The sequence below is a fragment of the Verruconatronum alginivorum genome, from assembly GCF_056590205.1.
This window is the reverse complement of record NZ_JBWPVQ010000001.1, coordinates 4,604,122-4,621,580: the sequence shown is the minus strand read 5'-3', so window position 1 is coordinate 4,621,580 and position 17,459 is coordinate 4,604,122. Positions and strand designations below refer to the sequence as shown.

At 60.2% G+C, this 17,459-nt stretch carries 14 protein-coding genes; 8 read left to right on the top strand and 6 right to left on the bottom strand.

Annotated features, from left to right (window positions below; all coding sequences use genetic code 11):
• Window positions 1-36: 36 nt before the first annotated feature.
• Both ACWUI2_RS16665 and rph read left to right on the top strand, forming a co-directional pair.
• On the top strand, window positions 37-2,502 hold the full coding sequence (locus ACWUI2_RS16665; RefSeq protein WP_486983981.1) for a DNA topoisomerase III: 2,466 nt from the start codon (window positions 37-39) through the stop codon (window positions 2,500-2,502).
• An 81-nt stretch (window positions 2,503-2,583) separates the two neighbouring features.
• Window positions 2,584-3,372 (top strand): ribonuclease PH, encoded by a 789-nt coding sequence (gene rph, locus ACWUI2_RS16660; RefSeq protein ID WP_486983980.1) that lies wholly within the window; start codon window positions 2,584-2,586, stop codon window positions 3,370-3,372.
• Between the two features lie 373 nt (window positions 3,373-3,745).
• Here the strand turns inward: rph and fmt are convergent, their stop codons facing one another.
• From fmt to ACWUI2_RS16635, 5 genes are all read right to left on the bottom strand, one after another.
• A complete protein-coding gene (gene fmt / locus ACWUI2_RS16655) occupies window positions 3,746-4,783 on the bottom strand; it encodes a methionyl-tRNA formyltransferase (RefSeq protein ID WP_486983979.1) in 1,038 nt (345 codons plus the stop codon).
• Window positions 4,741-5,679: a hypothetical protein gene (locus ACWUI2_RS16650; protein WP_486983978.1), complete on the bottom strand. Its 939-nt coding sequence runs from the start codon at window positions 5,677-5,679 to the stop codon at window positions 4,741-4,743. Before ACWUI2_RS16650 ends, fmt begins: the two co-directional genes overlap by 43 nt.
• Before the next feature lie 68 nt (window positions 5,680-5,747).
• A complete protein-coding gene (der, locus tag ACWUI2_RS16645; protein WP_486983977.1) occupies window positions 5,748-7,127 on the bottom strand; it encodes a ribosome biogenesis GTPase Der in 1,380 nt (459 codons plus the stop codon).
• Window positions 7,120-8,298: an aminotransferase class I/II-fold pyridoxal phosphate-dependent enzyme gene (locus ACWUI2_RS16640; protein WP_486985073.1), complete on the bottom strand. Its 1,179-nt coding sequence runs from the start codon at window positions 8,296-8,298 to the stop codon at window positions 7,120-7,122. Before ACWUI2_RS16640 ends, der begins: the two co-directional genes overlap by 8 nt.
• A gap of 38 nt (window positions 8,299-8,336) precedes the next feature.
• A complete protein-coding gene (locus tag ACWUI2_RS16635) occupies window positions 8,337-8,819 on the bottom strand; it encodes an Lrp/AsnC family transcriptional regulator (RefSeq protein ID WP_486983976.1) in 483 nt (160 codons plus the stop codon).
• 185 nt (window positions 8,820-9,004) lie between these two features.
• Here ACWUI2_RS16635 and ACWUI2_RS16630 point away from each other — a divergent pair, with 185 nt between their 5' ends.
• Entirely contained in the window at window positions 9,005-9,595 is a 591-nt protein-coding gene (locus ACWUI2_RS16630) for a hypothetical protein (RefSeq protein WP_486983975.1), read from the top strand.
• A gap of 650 nt (window positions 9,596-10,245) precedes the next feature.
• Here ACWUI2_RS16630 and ACWUI2_RS16625 read toward each other — a convergent pair.
• On the bottom strand, window positions 10,246-11,097 hold the full coding sequence (locus ACWUI2_RS16625) for an FKBP-type peptidyl-prolyl cis-trans isomerase (protein WP_486983974.1): 852 nt from the start codon (window positions 11,095-11,097) through the stop codon (window positions 10,246-10,248).
• 448 nt (window positions 11,098-11,545) lie between these two features.
• Here ACWUI2_RS16625 and ACWUI2_RS16620 point away from each other — a divergent pair, with 448 nt between their 5' ends.
• The 5 genes from ACWUI2_RS16620 to ACWUI2_RS16600 all read left to right on the top strand — a co-directional run bounded on the left by ACWUI2_RS16620 (window position 11,546) and on the right by ACWUI2_RS16600 (window position 17,386).
• Window positions 11,546-12,310, top strand: a complete 765-nt coding sequence (locus tag ACWUI2_RS16620) for an RsmE family RNA methyltransferase (protein ID WP_486983973.1) — start codon at window positions 11,546-11,548, stop codon at window positions 12,308-12,310.
• A 23-nt stretch (window positions 12,311-12,333) separates the two neighbouring features.
• Window positions 12,334-13,743, top strand: coding sequence for a sigma-54-dependent transcriptional regulator (locus ACWUI2_RS16615; protein WP_486983972.1), 1,410 nt, complete (start codon window positions 12,334-12,336; stop codon window positions 13,741-13,743).
• 213 nt (window positions 13,744-13,956) lie between these two features.
• Window positions 13,957-14,541: a hypothetical protein gene (locus ACWUI2_RS16610; RefSeq protein WP_486983971.1), complete on the top strand. Its 585-nt coding sequence runs from the start codon at window positions 13,957-13,959 to the stop codon at window positions 14,539-14,541.
• A 121-nt stretch (window positions 14,542-14,662) separates the two neighbouring features.
• Window positions 14,663-16,135, top strand: coding sequence for an outer membrane protein assembly factor BamB family protein (locus ACWUI2_RS16605; RefSeq protein WP_486983970.1), 1,473 nt, complete (start codon window positions 14,663-14,665; stop codon window positions 16,133-16,135).
• A gap of 15 nt (window positions 16,136-16,150) precedes the next feature.
• Window positions 16,151-17,386 (top strand): hypothetical protein, encoded by a 1,236-nt coding sequence (locus ACWUI2_RS16600; protein WP_486983969.1) that lies wholly within the window; start codon window positions 16,151-16,153, stop codon window positions 17,384-17,386.
• The last annotated feature ends 73 nt before the right edge of the window (window positions 17,387-17,459 follow it).

Here is a 17,459-nt window from a genome sequence, read left to right as displayed (position 1 = left end):
GCGTCCGGTCCTCCCGGTCGTCGGAACCGTCACATTATGAAAAAACTTGTCATTGCCGAAAAACCAAGCGTTGCCCGCGATCTCGCCAGCGTGTTGGGCAAGGTTCCGAAGAAGAATGATTGGTACGAAAATGACGAGTACATCATCGCCTCCGCCGTCGGTCACCTTGTCGAGCTCTTCATGCCCGACGACATCGACAAAAAGCTGAAGGCTTGGAGTCTCAAAACCCTTCCGATCATCCCCGACCAGTTCCAACTGAAGCCGATCGAGAAGACCAAGGCGAAGTTCAACGAACTCAAAAAACTTCTCAAACGCGACGACGTCGATTGCGTCATCAACGCTTGCGACGCCGGGCGCGAGGGGGAATTGATTTTCCAATACATCTACGACCTCGCCAAATCGAAGCTCCCGGTGAAACGGCTCTGGATGGTCTCCATGACCAACACCGGCATCCGGAAGGCATTCGAGGAATTGCGCGACGGCGAAAAGATGAAACCGCTTCAGGACGCCGCCCGCTGCCGGAGCGAATCCGACTGGCTCATCGGGATCAACGGCACCCGCGCCTTGACCAAACGGATGTTCGGCATCCAAAACGTCGCCACCGTCGGCCGCGTCCAGACTCCCACCTTGACCATGGTGGTCGACCGCGAAAAGGCGATCCGGGCCTTCGAACCCCGGGCCTACTGGCGGATCAAGGGGCTCTTCCAGATCACCGAAGGCGAATACGAGGGCCTCTACCAAAAGCCAGCCTTCAAGAAGGGCGACGACGCCCACGACCGGGCCGACCGCCTCTGGGAAAAAGAGGCCGCCGAAAAAATCGTGGCCGAGATCACCGGCAAACCAGCCGAGGTCACCGAGGAAAAGAAACGGACCCGCCAAGCGTGCGGTCGTCTCTACGACCTGACCACGCTCCAGCGGGAGGCCAACGGCCGCTTCGGCTTCCCCGCCGGCAAAACCCTCCGGGTCGCCCAAGCCCTCTACGAGCGCCACAAGGTCCTCACCTACCCGCGAACCGATTCCCGCGCCCTTCCGGAAGACTACGGCCAAACCGTCCGCGACGTTCTCCGCGCCTTCGAAGGCCCGCTGGCCGGACACGCCCACAAGGTCCTGGAAAACGACTGGGTGAAGCCGGGCAACAAACGGATTTTCAACAACGCCCAGGTCAGCGACCACTTTGCCATCATCCCGACCGGCACTTTCCGCGGCTCGCTCAGCGACGACGAGCAAAAGATTTTCGACATGGTTTGCCGCCGCTTCATCGGAATCTTTTTCCCGCCAGCGGAATACGACGTCACCACCCGCACCTCAACGATCGGAGAACACGCCTTCAAAACCGAGGGCAAGGTCCTCGTCGTTCCCGGCTGGCTCGAAGTCCAGGGAAAATCGGCCTCCGACGCCGACCTCCCGGCCTTGACTCCCGCCGACGGCACTCCAGCCCGGGCGGAACTCCGTTCCGTCGAAGCCGAAGACGACACCACCCGCCCGCCTCCCCGCTACAATGAAGCGACCTTACTGGCGGCGATGGAAACCGCCGGAAAGATGGTCGAAGACGAGGAACTGGCCGAAGCGATGAAGGACTCCGGCCTCGGCACTCCCGCCACCCGCGCGGCCACCATCGACCACCTGATCCACGAAAAATACCTCCTCCGCGAAGGCCGCGATCTCGCGCCCACTCCGAAAGCGGAGGAGTTGGTCGAGTTTCTCCGCATCATCGGAGTCGACACCTTGACCAGCCCGACCATGACCGGCGAATGGGAACACCGGCTCCACCAGATGGAGCACGGACAGCTCTCCCGCGACCAATTCATGGAAGGGATCAAGAAGATCACCTCCGAACTGGTCGACCGCACCCGCGGCTTCGAGGAAAAGGAAGAGGAGCTTCCCGAAACCAAATTCATTTCCCCCACCGACGGCAAACCGATGCGGGAAGCGATGCGGTTCTACCGTTCGCAGGATGGCGAGTTGACCGTTTACAAAAACATGGGCAACCGCCGCCTCGAGGACGAGGAGATCGAAACCTTGCTCAAGGAAGGCAAAGTCGGCCCGATCGACGGTTTCCGTTCGAAAAAAGGTAAACCGTTCTCCGCCCGCCTTATCCTGGAAAACAACAAGGCCAAGTTCGATTTCGGCGGCAACGGCGAGAACGGCGAAGAGGATGCCGAGAATCTCGCCGATTACCCGATCATCGCCACCTGCCCGCTCGACAACGGCCCGATCCACGAGACCCCGACCGCCTACGTCTGCGCCAACTACAAACGAGGCGACGAAGGTTGCTCCTTCCGCGTCGGCCGCACCATCCTCGGCCGGGCCCTCGTCCCGGAGGAGTTCAAGGAGTTGTTACAAAACAAAAAGTCCGGCCTCTTGAAGGGCTTCCGCTCCAACCGCACCAAACGGCTCTTCGACGCCTTTCTCGTCCTCAAGGACAACGGCAGCATCGGCTTCGAATTCCCTCCCCGCCCGGCCAAAAAAGCCAAGAAACCCGCCGGAGCCAAACGCAAATAATCTCTCAGCTGTTCAGCTATCACTTCTAACGTCTATTGACGATCGTCTATCAGCTATCGTCTATCGTCTATTTTCCCTTCCATGTCCGTCCGACCCGACCAGCGCCGCGCCAACCAACTCCGCCCGATCACCTTCCAGCCGGACATCGCGCCCCACGCGCTCGGCTCGGTCCTGGTCGGCTTCGGTGACACCCGGGTCATCTGCGCCGCCTCCCTGGAAAAGCGGATTCCGCCCTGGATGCGGCAGCAGGGAATTTCCGGCGGTTGGCTGACCGCCGAGTATTCGATGCTCCCCTACAGCACGCTCGACCGTAAGCAGCGCGACATCAGCCGGGGCAAACTCGACGGCCGCACCGTGGAAATCCAACGCCTCATCGGACGTTCCCTCCGGGCCTGCATCGACCTCGAAAAGCTTCCCGGGCACACCCTTTGGGTCGATTGCGACGTCCTCCAGGCCGACGGCGGCACCCGGACCGCCGCCATCACCGGCGCCTACCTTGCCGCCCGGATCGCGGTCGAGAAAACGATCATTGACGGGGCCCTCACCGAAAATCCGTTCGTCGACTCCGTCGCCGCCGTCAGCGTCGGTGTCTTCCAGGAGACGCCCGTCCTCGATCTCAACTACATCGAAGACAAAGACGCCACGGTCGACTTCAACATCGTCATGACCGGCCAGGGACGTTACGTCGAAGTGCAGGGCTCCGGCGAAGAAGCGACTTTCTCCGAAGAAGAACTCGCCGCCCTCCTCGCCCTCGGCAAACAAGGGATCAAAGGGGTTGTCCGCAAACAGGAAGAGTTCCTCGCCCAGCACCTCCCGCAAAAGCCCCCGCCCCCGCCGTCGGCCAAAAACTTCAACACCCTCCCGCTTTAAGGCGAGTCTTGCTCCATGGACATCCGGCGAAAGTCGGCGCATGCCACAAGCCTCAAACTCCCGTCACGCGGCGGCGTTTGCCTCCGGGCCGTCGTCCGGTAATTCGCGTGGCGCACAAGGGACTTCGTTTCGCCCCGACGGAGGTCCGCCGGCTTCCCTTGCGGCATTTGGTCCAACCCTTCAACGGAGGCGTCTTGCCCAGTGCCACTTGCCGGGGAGCAACCGTTTCCGGAATGATCCCGCTTTTCACGCTTTCAGCTCCTGCTTCTCCCATCAACATCGTCGCCATTATTTAAAATCTCCAAGCCTAATGTAGACCACCCCGGCCTAGGCACAACTCGGAGTCCCCCCGGTCCGACGATCGGGGTTTCGCCTACTTCCCGCCGATGTATGGAAACGGTTCCAAACCAACGATCGGGCGCATCGGCACCGACTCCAACCGACTACCGGCCGGAACCGGAAAGCCGCGCAAGAATTCCGACACCGGCAACATCCGTCCGCCCGGCCGCTGCAAAAATAACAATGAAAGGAGCCCCCGGCCGGTGGCCACCCGCAGTTCGTGCCCGCCGTCGCTCACCACTCGCCCGGGCTCCGCCTTCACCTCTGAATCGTCCCAGTCGGCCCGGCCGATTTTTATCCGCTGATCGCCGACCGGAAAAAAACATCCAGGCCATGGATACAAGGCGTTTATCCTGCGGGCCAGTTCAACGGCGGGAGCCGAAAAATCCAAGACGCCATCCGTCTTATCCAGCTTTCGGGTATAAGTAACCCGCCCCTCCTCCTGCTCGCGCTCCAAGGCCTCGCCTTCCAACAGTGCCTCCAAATTCCGCTCCAGGAGAGGAACGCAGGCGGCGGCCATCTTCCGCTCCGCCGTTTCACCGGTTTCAAGACGCTCCACCGAAAACGCTTCCTGATCAACGATCGGACCGGCGTCCAGCTTGCGGACCATCCGCATCAAGGTCACCCCGGTCTCCGCCTCTCCGCCGACCAGCGCCGCCTGGATTGGAGCGGCACCCCGGTATTTCGGAAGAAGCGAGGCGTGCAAATTGTAAGTCCCCCGGGGAGGCAGTTCGATCAACGAGCGCCGCAAGATATGACCATAGGCCATCACCAGCAACAGGTCGCATCGCTCGGCCTTCAGCCAGTCGTGTTCCTCCGGACCGAGCTTCTCGGGTTGCCGCACCGGACAACCGTGCGCCAGCGCCCACTGTTTGATTTCGTTGGCCTGAATCTTTTTTCCCCGACCGACCGGACGGTCGGGTTGGGTGAAGACGCCCGCGATCTCCACCCGGTTTTTCGCTTCGTTCGCCAAATAATTCAAGGCCGGCAGTGCGATCGGATCCGACCCCATGAACACAATCCGCGACTTCACCCCTGCGGTTTGCTCCCGTCCGGAAGTTCTTTGCGCCACTGGTCAATCGCCGGAATCCACTCGTTCGCCACGGTTTGCTCGTCGACCGGCTCGGGCAACCCGCTCAACAACCCCCAATACTCCTCGTGACGGCAGGAGGCATCCGGTTTCAGAGATACCAGTTCGCCGAGCGTTTCGAGTTCGATCATTTCTCCGTTCGAAAAGACTTCGGCTTTCGATCCACCATCCGGATACGTTCCATCCGGGGTATAGGCGGCCGCCTTCACAAAAACGTCACCATCGATCCAATACGCCATCCAACCGGGATACCCGGTGATTCCCAATTTCTGGGGGCTCTTCACTGCTGCGGTATTCAGTCCAATATGACTTGGGTTGAAACTCCACCCGTGCGAGGAAAAATCGGTGTAAGGCCACGGAACCAAGCTGTATTCCGGCAACAAATCGCGGGGGTGTTCCCCTTTCGGCAAAAGCGGAATGACCCCGCGTCCACCTCCCCGGAACATGGTCAATGCCCACGGGGCGCACGAGATCGGCCAAAGCCCTTTGTTGGTCAATTGATGGGTGATGCGCGCCGCCCGAGGTCCGGCTGCCGAAACCTCGATCTTCTTCAGCAGACCGGTCGCCTTTTCGGTGTTTTGCAGCAACGTGAAATTCCCTTCGCTCGAACGGATATCGATTTCGACGGGATCATTGTCCGGCTGATAAGTCCGCACCGCGTGCTCCGGCGCATGCCAGAGTCGGTGCCCCCCCCGGAGTTTAAAACTTTTCCCCGGCCCCATCCCTTCCTCGTTTTTGAATTCGATGAAAAGATTATTCCCTTTCGGCGAACCGAAATGCATGATTCTCGGGCCGAAAGAAAGAGGGGCCACCAAACGGAACGAGTCCGTCGTCAATTCCACCGCCGGTCCATCCTGGTATGTCGTGCGACTTATCATGAGAAGCGAAAATATGTGAGTGATCGGCCGCGACGAACGTTCTTCATTCCCCGCGCCAAGCCCCAAGCTTACTTCCGTTTCGGCTTCCCGATCAACTCAAAATGAATCGGGCACCCGGCGAGATCGAATTCGGCGCACAATCCTCCTTCAAGATACCGGCGGTAACTATCCGGCAACCGGGAGGCTTCGTTGCAAAACAGTTTGATCCGGAACGGCCGGTTGCCGGTTTGCACGGCGTAGTAGATTTTGAAGCGCCGCCCCTTCATCGCCGGGGGACTCCGTTTCGCCGCCAAGTCCGACAGCAGTTTGTTCAAACGTCCGGTCGGCAGTTTCTTGTCGAGCAGGTAATTCAATCTCCGAGCCGCCTTCAACAAGCGATCCATCGCATATCCTTCCAACGCCGAAACGAAAATCACCGGCGATTCCGGATTGAAAAACAGTTCCTTACGAACCGCCTTTTCGAACGACTCCCGGAATTCCCGTTCGTCGGAGTATCCTTCCAACGGTTGATCGCGGAAAGCCTCATGGACGAGATCCCATTTGTTGACCACGATCACCATCGCCCGGCCTTTTTCCAACACCAGCCCGGCGAGCTTTTGCTCTTGGTTCGTCACCCCGTCGCGGGCGTCCAGGACCAGGAAAACGACGTCCGAGGAGGCGATCGCCTGCTCCGAGCGGGTGGTCGAGAAATACTCCACCGGCGAACTCAATTTCGAGCGCTGCCGGATCCCGGCGGTGTCGACCATCCGGAAATGCCAGACGGCCCCGTCCTGGCTTTGATAATCGAGATTCAACTCCACCGCATCCCGGGTGGTGCCGGGAATATCGGTCACGATCAGGCGGTCCGATTTCAACAGACGATTGCCGAGCGACGATTTGCCGACGTTCGGACGACCGACGAACGAGATTTTGATCCGCTTCTCCCCTTCCTCCGTCTTCTCCGGAGCGGGTCCGAGGGAATCGGCGATCAGTTCCCGCAACCGGTCTTCGCCCCGGCCATGCTCGGCCGAAACCAAAACCGTCCGCGAAAAGCCGAGCTTGGCGAACTCCGAGTAAGGATCCGCCTGCCCGGGGTCATCGATTTTGTTGATCACCAACGCCACTTCCTTGCCGGCGCGGCGCAACCGGTCGGCGACCATTTCGTCGAGCGGAGTCAGCCCATCCCGCCCGTCGACCACGAACAGGATCAGCGTGGCGGCATGGACCGCCACCAGCACCTGGACTTCGACCGCTTCGGTCAGATCGGCGCGGTCCTCTTCCGAAACCAGTCCGAGTCCCCCGGTGTCCATCAACGTGTAGTCGTCGTCGACCTCCGTGCTGACGACGTCCCGGGTGATGCCGGGCTTGTCATGGACGATCGAAATCCGCTTGCGGGCGATCCGGTTGAAGAGGCGGCTTTTGCCGACGTTGGGGCGCCCTACCAGGGCGACGATTCGGGACTCAGACATGACACGGCTCGGCTTTTTGCAAAAATTTTTCCATTCGGTCGGCCGCTTCGATCAGCAGTTCGTAACTGGTCGCGAAGCAACAGCGGACGAATCCTTCGCCGCTGGCACCAAACGCGGTCCCCGGCACCACCGCGACCTTCTGGCTTTTCAATAACTCCACCGCGAGATCCTTTTCGGTCATCCCGGTATTGCGGACCGAGGCGAACGCATAAAACGTCCCCCCGGGCAAATGGCAGGTCAACCCCATTTCATTCAGCCGGCGGACGAAATAATCCCGCCGGCGATGATACTGCTCCCGCATGCGGCCGACGCTGTCCTCCCCGTGTTCCAGCGCTTCCAAGGCGGCTTCCTGACTCAAAATCGGCGCGCAAAGCATGCTGTATTGGTGGATCTTCATCATCGCCTCGATCAACGGAGCCGGACCGCAGGCATACCCGATCCGGAATCCGGTCATGGCGAAAGCCTTGGAAAAGCCGTGCAGGAATAACGTCCGCTCCCGCATCCCGGGGAACGTGGCGATGCTGGTGTGGTTTCCTTCGAAGGTGAGCTCCGAATAAATCTCGTCGCTGATCACCAACAGATCCTTCTCGACCGCGAACCGGGCGATACGCTCCAGTTTGGCCTTGTCGATCACCCCGCCAGTCGGATTGGTCGGGAAGTTGAGAATCAACACCTTGCATCCCGGAGTCCAAGCCGCTTCCAGGCGCTCCGGATCCAGGGAAAACCCGTCTTCCGCCCAGGTCCGGACCGCCACCGGCACCCCGTAAGCCAACGCGATCGACGGCATGTAGGAAACGTAACAAGGTTCATGATACAAAACCTTGTCTCCCGGATTCAGCACCGCCCGCAGAGCGATGTCGAGCGCCTCCGAAACCCCGACCGTCACCAGGATCTCGCGCTCCGGCGAATAGGTGACGTCGAAATGGCGTTCGACATATTTCGAGATCGCCTTCCGCAGCTTCGGAAGTCCGAGATTGGAGGTGTAACTCGTTTTCCCCTTTTCCAATGCGAAAATCGCCGCCTCCCGGATGTGCCACGGCGTGACGAAATCCGGCTCTCCGATGCCGAGCGAAATCACTTCGGTCATCTGGGAAACGAGTTCGAAAAAATCCCGGATCCCCGAGCGGGGCAGCCCGAGGATATGTTTGGCTACGAAACGTTGCGTATCCATGCTCACTCCTTTTTTCAGCTCTTCGCCGAGCACCCGGCTCACGGCGTGATGTCGGGACGACTGCGCTCGTTCCCCGTCCCCGGCAGCAAGTAACCTTGCTCCTTGTAGGAGCGCAGCAGAAAGTGGGTCGCGGTCGACAAAACGCCTTCCACGGTCGAAAGCCGCTCGCTGACGAACGTCGCCACCTGGTGCAAGGTCTGCCCGCGGGCGATCACCAACAGATCGTAGCTGCCGGACATCAGGTAGCACGACTCGACCTCGTCGAACCGGCTGATTCGCTCGGCGTGGCGATTGAATCCACCGCCACGCTCCGGAGTGATCTTCACCTCGATAACGGCCCGGACCAGGTTCTCGACATCCGCGTTGGGGCTGATGATCGGCCGCCAGCCCAGCAGGATGCCCTTCGCCTCCAGCTCCTTCAGCTCCGCCTCCACTTCAGCGGCCGGCAAGCCGAGAACTTCGCTCATCTGGTCGGGAGAAAGATTCTCCCCGTCCAACAACATTTTCAAAACCCGGTTCATAAAGAAAGAATCAGCCTGAGCCAAAACCCCGCCCGCTGCACGAAAAAAACATCGGCCCGGCAAAGATCCCGTCAGAACCTCTTGCCCGACGATCGCCACCGAGGCGGAAGGTTCAATTCACGCTTGCCTCCGGACCTCCGGCAAGATCAAGTCAATCCGCCCAAGCATCCCGTATTTTTCACGAAATGAACGACGAGATCCGTAAGATTGAACAGTCGATGAAGACGCTGGAGTTGCATCCTTCCCTCCAGGCGGTTGTAGAGCGCGAGGGGCTCAATCCCGCGAAACTCGGAGCCGCCATCGAGGTGATCGACGAACGTCCGAACTTAAGCGACCGGAACACTATCCAACTTACCGACGGAGAAAATGACGCGATTTGGCAGGTCGACTCGCTCAGGGGACTCTTTCGCGGCGACCGCCGTCCGCCGGAAATGGGCCCACGCATGCCGCCCGGCGATTATCTGCCCCTGTTTCATTTCATCGAACAACACATTCTGACCTTCTGCAACGAATTCGGCGACAAGTCTGACCAGGAATTCGAAAAAATCTTCAACGACTTGCGTCGGCGCCCGGATGGAGCTTCCCGCGACGAATTGCACGCCTTCATTTGGCAAGTCGCGGCGGTCCTCGCCGGAAAGCGCCCACTCAGCGCGAAAGAGTTCGAAGCGATCTTCGACCGCTTGCGCCGCTCCGCCCGCACATTCAGCCTTGCCCCCATTTCGCGCAACTACGTGGGCGTTCTTCGATCCGAGAACCGACGCCTCTTTGGCGACTAAAACCGACAAAGATCAACACCTGTTATTGTTCACGGGCGGCCCGGGGTCTCGCAGCGGAGCCCAACCCGGAGCTTCGTGCTTCAGCCGAAGTCCGTCGGCCAAAGAGTTCGGCCGCAAACTCCGCCCTTCCCAGCGACGGCGGCTGAAGCGCGCCGCTCCTTCATCCGGCGAAAGCCGGCATGCTACCAGAAAGAACCCTTCGCTACATCCAAGCCGGAGCTTCGTGCTTCAGCCGAAGACCGTCGGCCAAAGGGTTCGCCCCAAACTCCGCCCGTCCAACGACGGCGGCTGAAGCGCGCCGCTCCTTCATCCGGCGAAAGCCGGCATGCTACCAGAAAGAACCCTTCGCCACGTCCAAGCCGGAGCTTCGTGCTTCAGCCGAAGACCGTCGGCCAAAGGGTTCGCCACAAACTCCGCCCGTCCAACGACGGCGGCTGAAGAGCGCCGCTCCTTCATCCGGCGAAAGCCGGCATGCTACCAGAAAGAACCCTTCGCCACGTCCAAGCCGGAGCTTCGTGCTTTAAGCCGAAGACCGTTGGCCGCAGCGTTCGAAAGCCGAGATGCCCCAAGAAACGAGACCGGACATTCCCCATAAAAAAGCCTTCCGCGCGGAACGCGGAAGGCTTTTGCAGAAACAAACTCAACTCCGGTTATGGCGACGGAGGGGAACCGGGCCGGTGACCCGGAGGCGGGCCGGGGCGCTCGGTCGGGGGAGGCCCGGGCTGGCCGGGTTGACCTTGGGGAGCGAAGCCGGGCAACGCACTGACCGGGTCGGCGTCGAGCACCTCCAACAATTCGACCTCGAAAATCAGGGTCGAGCCGGGAGGAATGGTCGGCTGACTTTGATCACCGTAAGCCAGATCGGCCGGAATATAGAGGGTTATTTTTCCGCCTTCCTGAATCTTCTGAAGGCCCATCGCCATTCCCGGAATCACTCCGCCGACCGGGAATTCGGCCGGTTCGCCCCGCTCGCGGGAACTGTCAAACACCGTGCCGTCCAACAAGCGACCTTCATAATGGATTCGCACCAACGAGTCGGAATCCGGCCGTTCGCCGCTGCCTTCTTCCTCAATCCGGTAAAACAAACCTTCCGCCGTGCTCTCGACTCCTTCCTCCTCCTGCAGCGAGGCGAAAAACTGCGCCGCCCGTTCACGGTGCTCGGCTGAGCGCGATTGGACCACCTGCGCCTGCCGCTGCCCCAGGTAGCTCTGCAATTGCGGGAGAATACGATCGATGTCGGTCGGCACCTCCTCGCCGGCTTGCGCACGGTTCAAGCCGCGCAGGAACGTCGCGTATTCTTCTTCCGAAAGCTCGAAATCGCGCACTCCGCTTTGAAGCCCGACGATGAAACCATAGGTTTCGAGAATCTTCTCGGCGTCGACCTCCCCGACTTGCGCCTGTGGTTGGCCCATCCCGCCCGGAGCTTGCCCGGAGAGAAAAGCGGCGGAAAAGAGGGAGAGGGAAACGATGGTTGTTATTTTTCCTAGCTTGATTGTCTTCATAGTGAGCGTGACACCTTCGCAGCGGATCGGCCCTACCGCAACCCCAAAGAACGAAGCAGTCGATCTTTACGGGAAAATCCGATTGATTTTTCATAACTCCCCCTGCCCCGCACGATCCATCAAGTCGACCTGCAGCAGAATGCCCCTTCCCGTTCACCACTGACCTTTGATCGGGACACGTTCCCGATGGAATAATTTATCGCTTTCGCTCCATGTTATTTCTGCGGGAATCGCCCTCCAGCCCGCTGTTCATCAGCATTCTAAAAGATTCTTTCTTTTTTTTGAACGTTTCCTCCATCCGAACCGTCTCACTTACAACGAACAACTTTCCTACGATAGCTTGTTCATAGTTTCAGTAAGTTTGTTTGTAGTTTGTAGCAGGAGAGGCGTCGCGATTGCGGCGCCTTTTCTGTTTGCGTCCAACGCTTCCGGGTGATTCCAACAGCGCATGCCCGATTTCAGATGTTTCGCGCCGGAAGCCGATCCGCACGCCCGGGAAATCTCCCTCCATCCCGACGAAAGCCACCACTTGGTCCGGGTAAACCGCGTCAAGAAAGGCGATCCGGTGACGGTCTTCAACGGAAAAGGCGACGAATGGGTTTGCGAGTGCCTCGATCCCGACCGCCGTCACGCCCGCCTGCTGGTTTGCTCCCACTCGCGGATCGAACCGACTCCCTACCGAATCACCCTCGCCCAATCCTTGCCGAAAGGAAAAACCTTCGACCAAATCATCCGCCAGGCCACCGAACTCGGCGTGGCTCGCATCGTTCCCTTGATCAGCGAACGGACCGAGGTCCATCTTGACGGAGAACGGCTCGAATCGAAGCACGGAAAATGGGAAACCACTGCGATCGAAGCCGCCAAACAATCAGGCAACGCGTTTCTTCCGGAGATCGCTCCGGCCCGGACACTCACCGAACTCTTGTCCGGAGCGGACGAATTCGACCTGAGGTTGATCGCCAGCCTCCACCCGGGGGCGGGCCCGCTTCGTCCGGCGGTCGACCGTTTTTTCCACTCCGAAAAACGTCTTCCCGCCCGCCCAGTCTGGCTGGTGGGTCCTGAAGGAGATTTCACCCCCGCCGAGATCGAAGCAGCCACCGCCGCCGGTTTTGCTCCGATCACGCTCGGCCGCCAGGTCCTCCGCTGCGATACCGCGGCGAATTACGCCGTGAGTATTCTCAGTTATGAACTCGAACAGGCACGGGATTTATGAATGATGCCTTGCGACCCTGACTGATGGATTTCTTGAAACAGGCCGAAATTTTGATCGTCGAGGACGAGACTCTTCTCCGCCGACGGCTTTCTTCGTTTCTCGAAGATGCCGGTGCCTCGGTCGCGGTCGCGGCCAATCTCGCCGAGGCCCGGCGCTGGGCCAAGGAAATCCCCTTTGATTTCGTTCTCCTCGACGTCAACTTGCCCGACGGCTGCGGACTCGATCTTCTCCGTCAAGGAACCTTTTCCGCCAATGCCGCGGTCGTGGTCATGACCGCCAACAACGGAGTCGACACCGCGGTCGAGGCGATGCGGCTGGGAGCGGTCGACTTTCTCGCCAAACCGTTCGAGGTCGCCGAACTCCCCCTCATCCTCGGTCGCACCCGGCAACATCGCCAGGCCCGGCGCCTCGAGGAATTCCGCCGCGAGCAGGAGGCAGCGACCCCGGACCAGTTTCTCTTCAGCCCCGGCCTCGCCGAACTCCGGGAACGACTCGAAAAGATCATCGCCGCCGACGAGCGGCTCCGCGGGGCCCTCCCCCCCGTCCTGATCGAAGGGGAAACCGGCGCCGGAAAAAGCTCGATCGCCCGCTGGCTTCACTATCACGGCCCGCGCCACGACGGTCCCTTGGTTGAAGTTAATTGCTCCGCCCTCCCCGAATCGCTGGCCGAATCGGAACTGTTCGGCCACGAACGAGGCGCGTTCACCGACGCCCGCAAGGAACGGATCGGCCTCTTCGAAGCGGCGAGTGGCGGCACGCTCTTCCTGGACGAAATCGTCTCCCTTTCCCTTCCCTTGCAAGCAAAGGTGTTGACCGCCATCGAGGATCGCAAAATCCGCCGTCTCGGAGGCAACAAAACCATTGCGGTCGATGTCCGAGTGATTGCCGCCGCCAATCGAAATCTCCACGAAGCTGTCGATCAAGGAGAGTTCCGCTCCGACCTTTTCCATCGACTCGATCTCTATCGCCTTCGGATGCCGCCCTTGCGCGAACGTCCCCAAGACCTCCCGCCGCTAGCCGAACACCTCCTCCGCGCCCTCGTTTCGCGCTACCGGATCGAGCGACGCACCCTCTCGGCGGAGGGACTGCGACGCCTGGAGCAATACCCGTGGCCCGGCAACGTCCGCGAACTGCAACATGTCCTGGAGCGGGCAGTCGTCTTCGAGGAGGGTCCGGAACTCCACCTCGAACAGTTGATCCCCGCCGCCGCTTCGCCCGTTCCCGGCACGGCAACTCCCTCCACGGATGACTGGCTGAACCCCGGCTTCGCATTCCCCAATGACGGATTCGATCTGGAAGAAGCGATCAACCGCCTGATCCACCGCGCGCTGGATCAAACCGGCCAAAACATTTCCGCCGCCGCCCGTCTCCTCGGCGTTCCCCGCGACTACATCCGCTACCGGCTAAAGAAAAAACCGGGCGACCGCTCCTGACGCTTCTCCCCCTGTTGGGAAATATTTCCCACCCGTTGGCCCTTTCGCCGGGATTATTCCCCAAGGGGCGCCCGGCCTATAGTCGTCCCCACCGTGGGACCCGCCTCCACAAACGACTTGCCACTTTTGGAAAGTTGGCACATATCTTGCGTAGAGGATAGCAGCAAGAACATGCACTCTGACCGAAAACAAGAACTCTCCTCTCCTCCAGCGATGAAAGCATCCAACAAACAACTATTCGCCACGCTCGCCGCCCTCGTCCTGTCATGGGGCGGGATCGCCCAGGCCAATCCGAACCAGGAACTCGAGCAAGCGATCATCCTCTTCAACCAGACGCAGCAGCAGCTGGTCGAGGAACGTCGCGCGTTGGCCGAGGAACTCCAGGACAAGACTCCCGCCGAGCGTCGGGCCGCCATCGAACAATATCAGGAAGAAAACGCCGAGCGGATCGCGGCTCATCATGCCCTCGGCGAACAGATCCGCCAAGGCCGCCACGGTTTCCGCCCCAACCGGGACCGCGTTGAACCGCGCCCGGGCAATCGGCCGGACCACGCCCAAGCGGTCCAGGACCGCATCCGCGATTTCCAGGCCCAACGAGAGGAACTCCTCGAGCGCCAGCACGCCTTGCGCGAAGAATTGAAGGACGCCACCAACGAAGAACGACAAGCCGCCATGGAGCTTCTGCGCGAAGAACGACGTCAAATCATCGAACAGCAACGGGAATGGGCTCGGAACCAGCGCGAAGCAATGGCCGACCTCCGCGAAGAACGACGCGAAAACGCCCGCGACCGCGATTGAATTTCCCAGGTCAATCAAACTGACCGCTCTCGATGGGCGCATCCGACCGGATGCGCCCATTTTCTTTTCTCCCGAAATCGCCTTGCGGAATTCCCCATGCCCCCTGAATAATTCACCCTACATGGAATTCCTCCGTCAACGGGCTCTCGCCAAGTTTTCCCTTCTATCGCTCGTTGCCGTCCTATTTCTCACCCTGATTCCCGCGACGGACGCCGCCCCACTTTGGACGTTCCCCACTAGCGCCCGGATCGATTCCTCTCCCACTCTGGCCTGGAACGACATCGTTTACATTGGAGGCAACGACGAATCCCTTCACGCCGTCAATCGTTCGAACGGCTCCCTCCACTGGTCCTTTCCCACCGAAAACTGGATCACCGCCACCCCTGCTGTCGCCCCGGACGGAACCATTTACCTCACCAATTGGGATTTTTATCTCTTCGCCCTGAGCCCGGAAGGCAATTTGCTTTGGGAATTCGAAGCGTTCGATGCCATCTTCTCCTCCCCGGCGGTCGGGCCCGACGGCACCATTTACTTCGGCTCCAGCGATTTCGATTTCTACGCCGTCGGACCAGATGGGGAACTGAAATGGTTCTTCCCGACCGGTGACTGGATCGATTCATCCCCCGCCATCGACGCCGAAGGCCGGATTTATTTCGGTTCATGGGATGGATACGTCTATGCCCTATCTCCTTCCGGCCTTCTTCTCTGGGAATATTTCACCGGGGATGTCGTCTTTTCCTCTCCGGCAATCTCCGCCGACGGCCTGATCTACGTCGGCGCCGGAGACCGGCTCCTCGCCTTTTTCCCATCCGGGGTGCTCTGGTGGGAATTCCCCACGAACGGCCTGGTCGACTCCTCCCCCGCCATCGGCGCTGGCGGAACCATCTATTTCGGGTCCGGCGACGGCCACCTCTACGCAATCAATCCCGTCAGCGGCTCCGCGATTTGGAACTTCCCGACCGGCGGTCCGATCTACTCGAGCCCCGCCGTCTCGGCCAACGGCGACATCCACTTCACCTCCCGGGATGGCTTCCTCTATTGCGTGACTCCGGGCGGCCAACTCCGCTGGAAGAACCCGATCGGCGCCGCCAGCGACTCATCACCGACGATCGGCCCCGACGGCACGGTTTACGTTGGTAGCCGCGACGGCAAGCTTTACGCCTTCGCCGGTTCTCACCCGCCGGCCTCCTCCGCCTGGCCGATGTTCCGAGCCGGGCGAGCCCGCTGCGGCACCCCGCCGATAAGGTTCACCGATTGGATCGAACCCTTCGGCCTCCCCGCGAACAAGTCGACCCCGGAAGTCGACGCCAGCGGCGACGGACTTCCCAACCTGATGGCCTACGCACTCGGCGGCTCCCCCACCCAAGCCAACCGCTCTCTCCTCCCGGCCCCATCGACGACCGAATTCTCGTTCCCTATCGATCTTCGCAAAACCGACCTAAACTACGCGGTGGAGTTTTCAACGGATCTAATCCAATGGGCAGATGTCCCATTCACCCTCGACGGCCCCCCGGCCGCGATCCGGGAAGGAAAGGCGACAATTCCGGCGGCTTCTCCCGACGGATTCCTCCGACTTCGTGTTTCCCGTTTCTGAGTATCGATTGTCCGCATGAGTTCAGTCGTCCGCCGTCATTTGTCCCGTATTCCAGCTTCGATTTGGGTATTCCTCTCCGTCCTGTGTCTCGCGGGCGTCCATGCCGGCGAAGACGACAACGAGGAGACCGACCGATTCTTCGCGGAATGGCTCCGAATGGACGACCTCAAGGAGTTTTCCGACATTCCGACGCTTGAAGAATGGGAATTGGAAGAACTCGAACGAATGCTGACCCCCGTTTCTCCCTGGAGCCTGGAGACCCGGGCATCAGGCGGCGGCGGATATCGTGACAACGTCCTCCTCGGCACCTTCTCCCGCGACGGGGGCGGGTTCATTTTCTCCGGTTTCGAAACCCTTCTGCTCCGAGTCGGCGAAACGACTCTCTTTTCCTTCGCGGTGGACGGCGAACACCTCCATTTCACCGACAGCGATCTCCCCAATGACACGTTCTCCGCCGCCTCTTCGCAAGTGACCGTGACCACCCCCGCCGATCTCACCCTCGGCTTGGGGGCCCGCGCCTGGTATTTTTCCCAAGTGATCAGCATCGCCACCGAGGAACGCCCAGACGAACGGATCCCGGTGCGGGGTCATGGCATGGGAGTCAACCCGTCGATCCGCAAATCCTGGCCAACGAACCAGACCTTCACCACCCTTGCCGGATCGGCCACCCGACAGAAATTCCGCGAACCCGTGCACGATTTCTGGGAATATGGTCCCAGGATCTCCGCCGGTTGGACCCCTGCCAACAGCGAGCTTTCGCTCAGTCTCGAATACCTTCGACGCGACCACGACGACCGCCGTGCCCTCACCGGCGACGGCATGGCGATCCCGGATTCCGACCTCTATTTCACCATCTGGCGCCCCGAACTCACATTCCGCCACCACGTCGGCGGAGCGTCGCAATGGCGTTTCGTCACCCGGGCGGGTTACGATCTTTTCCGGGACAATGAAAGCGATTTTTTTGCCTATGACCGTGCTCGGATCTCCCAGCAGATCCGCTTTCAGCACCGGCAATGGGAAACAAGCGCCACTGGTCGATTTTCCCGCTATGATTATAAGATCCAGCGAACGGACCCGGACGGCCCCGGTCTGAAACGCGACGTCTGGGGCGCCGAATTCGAAGTCCGCCGGGAATTGACCGAATCGATCGAACTCTTCGGACGCTACGTTTGGGAAGAGGTTGATTCCAACGACCCGGCCAGCCAGTATTCCGTCAAGACTTGGACCGCCGGTCTGACTTGGAGGTTTTGACCTCACCGACGGCTCCCTGACAAGAAATGGTGACTCGAATGCAACAGGCAAACCGTCCGGCAGTGGCGAAATA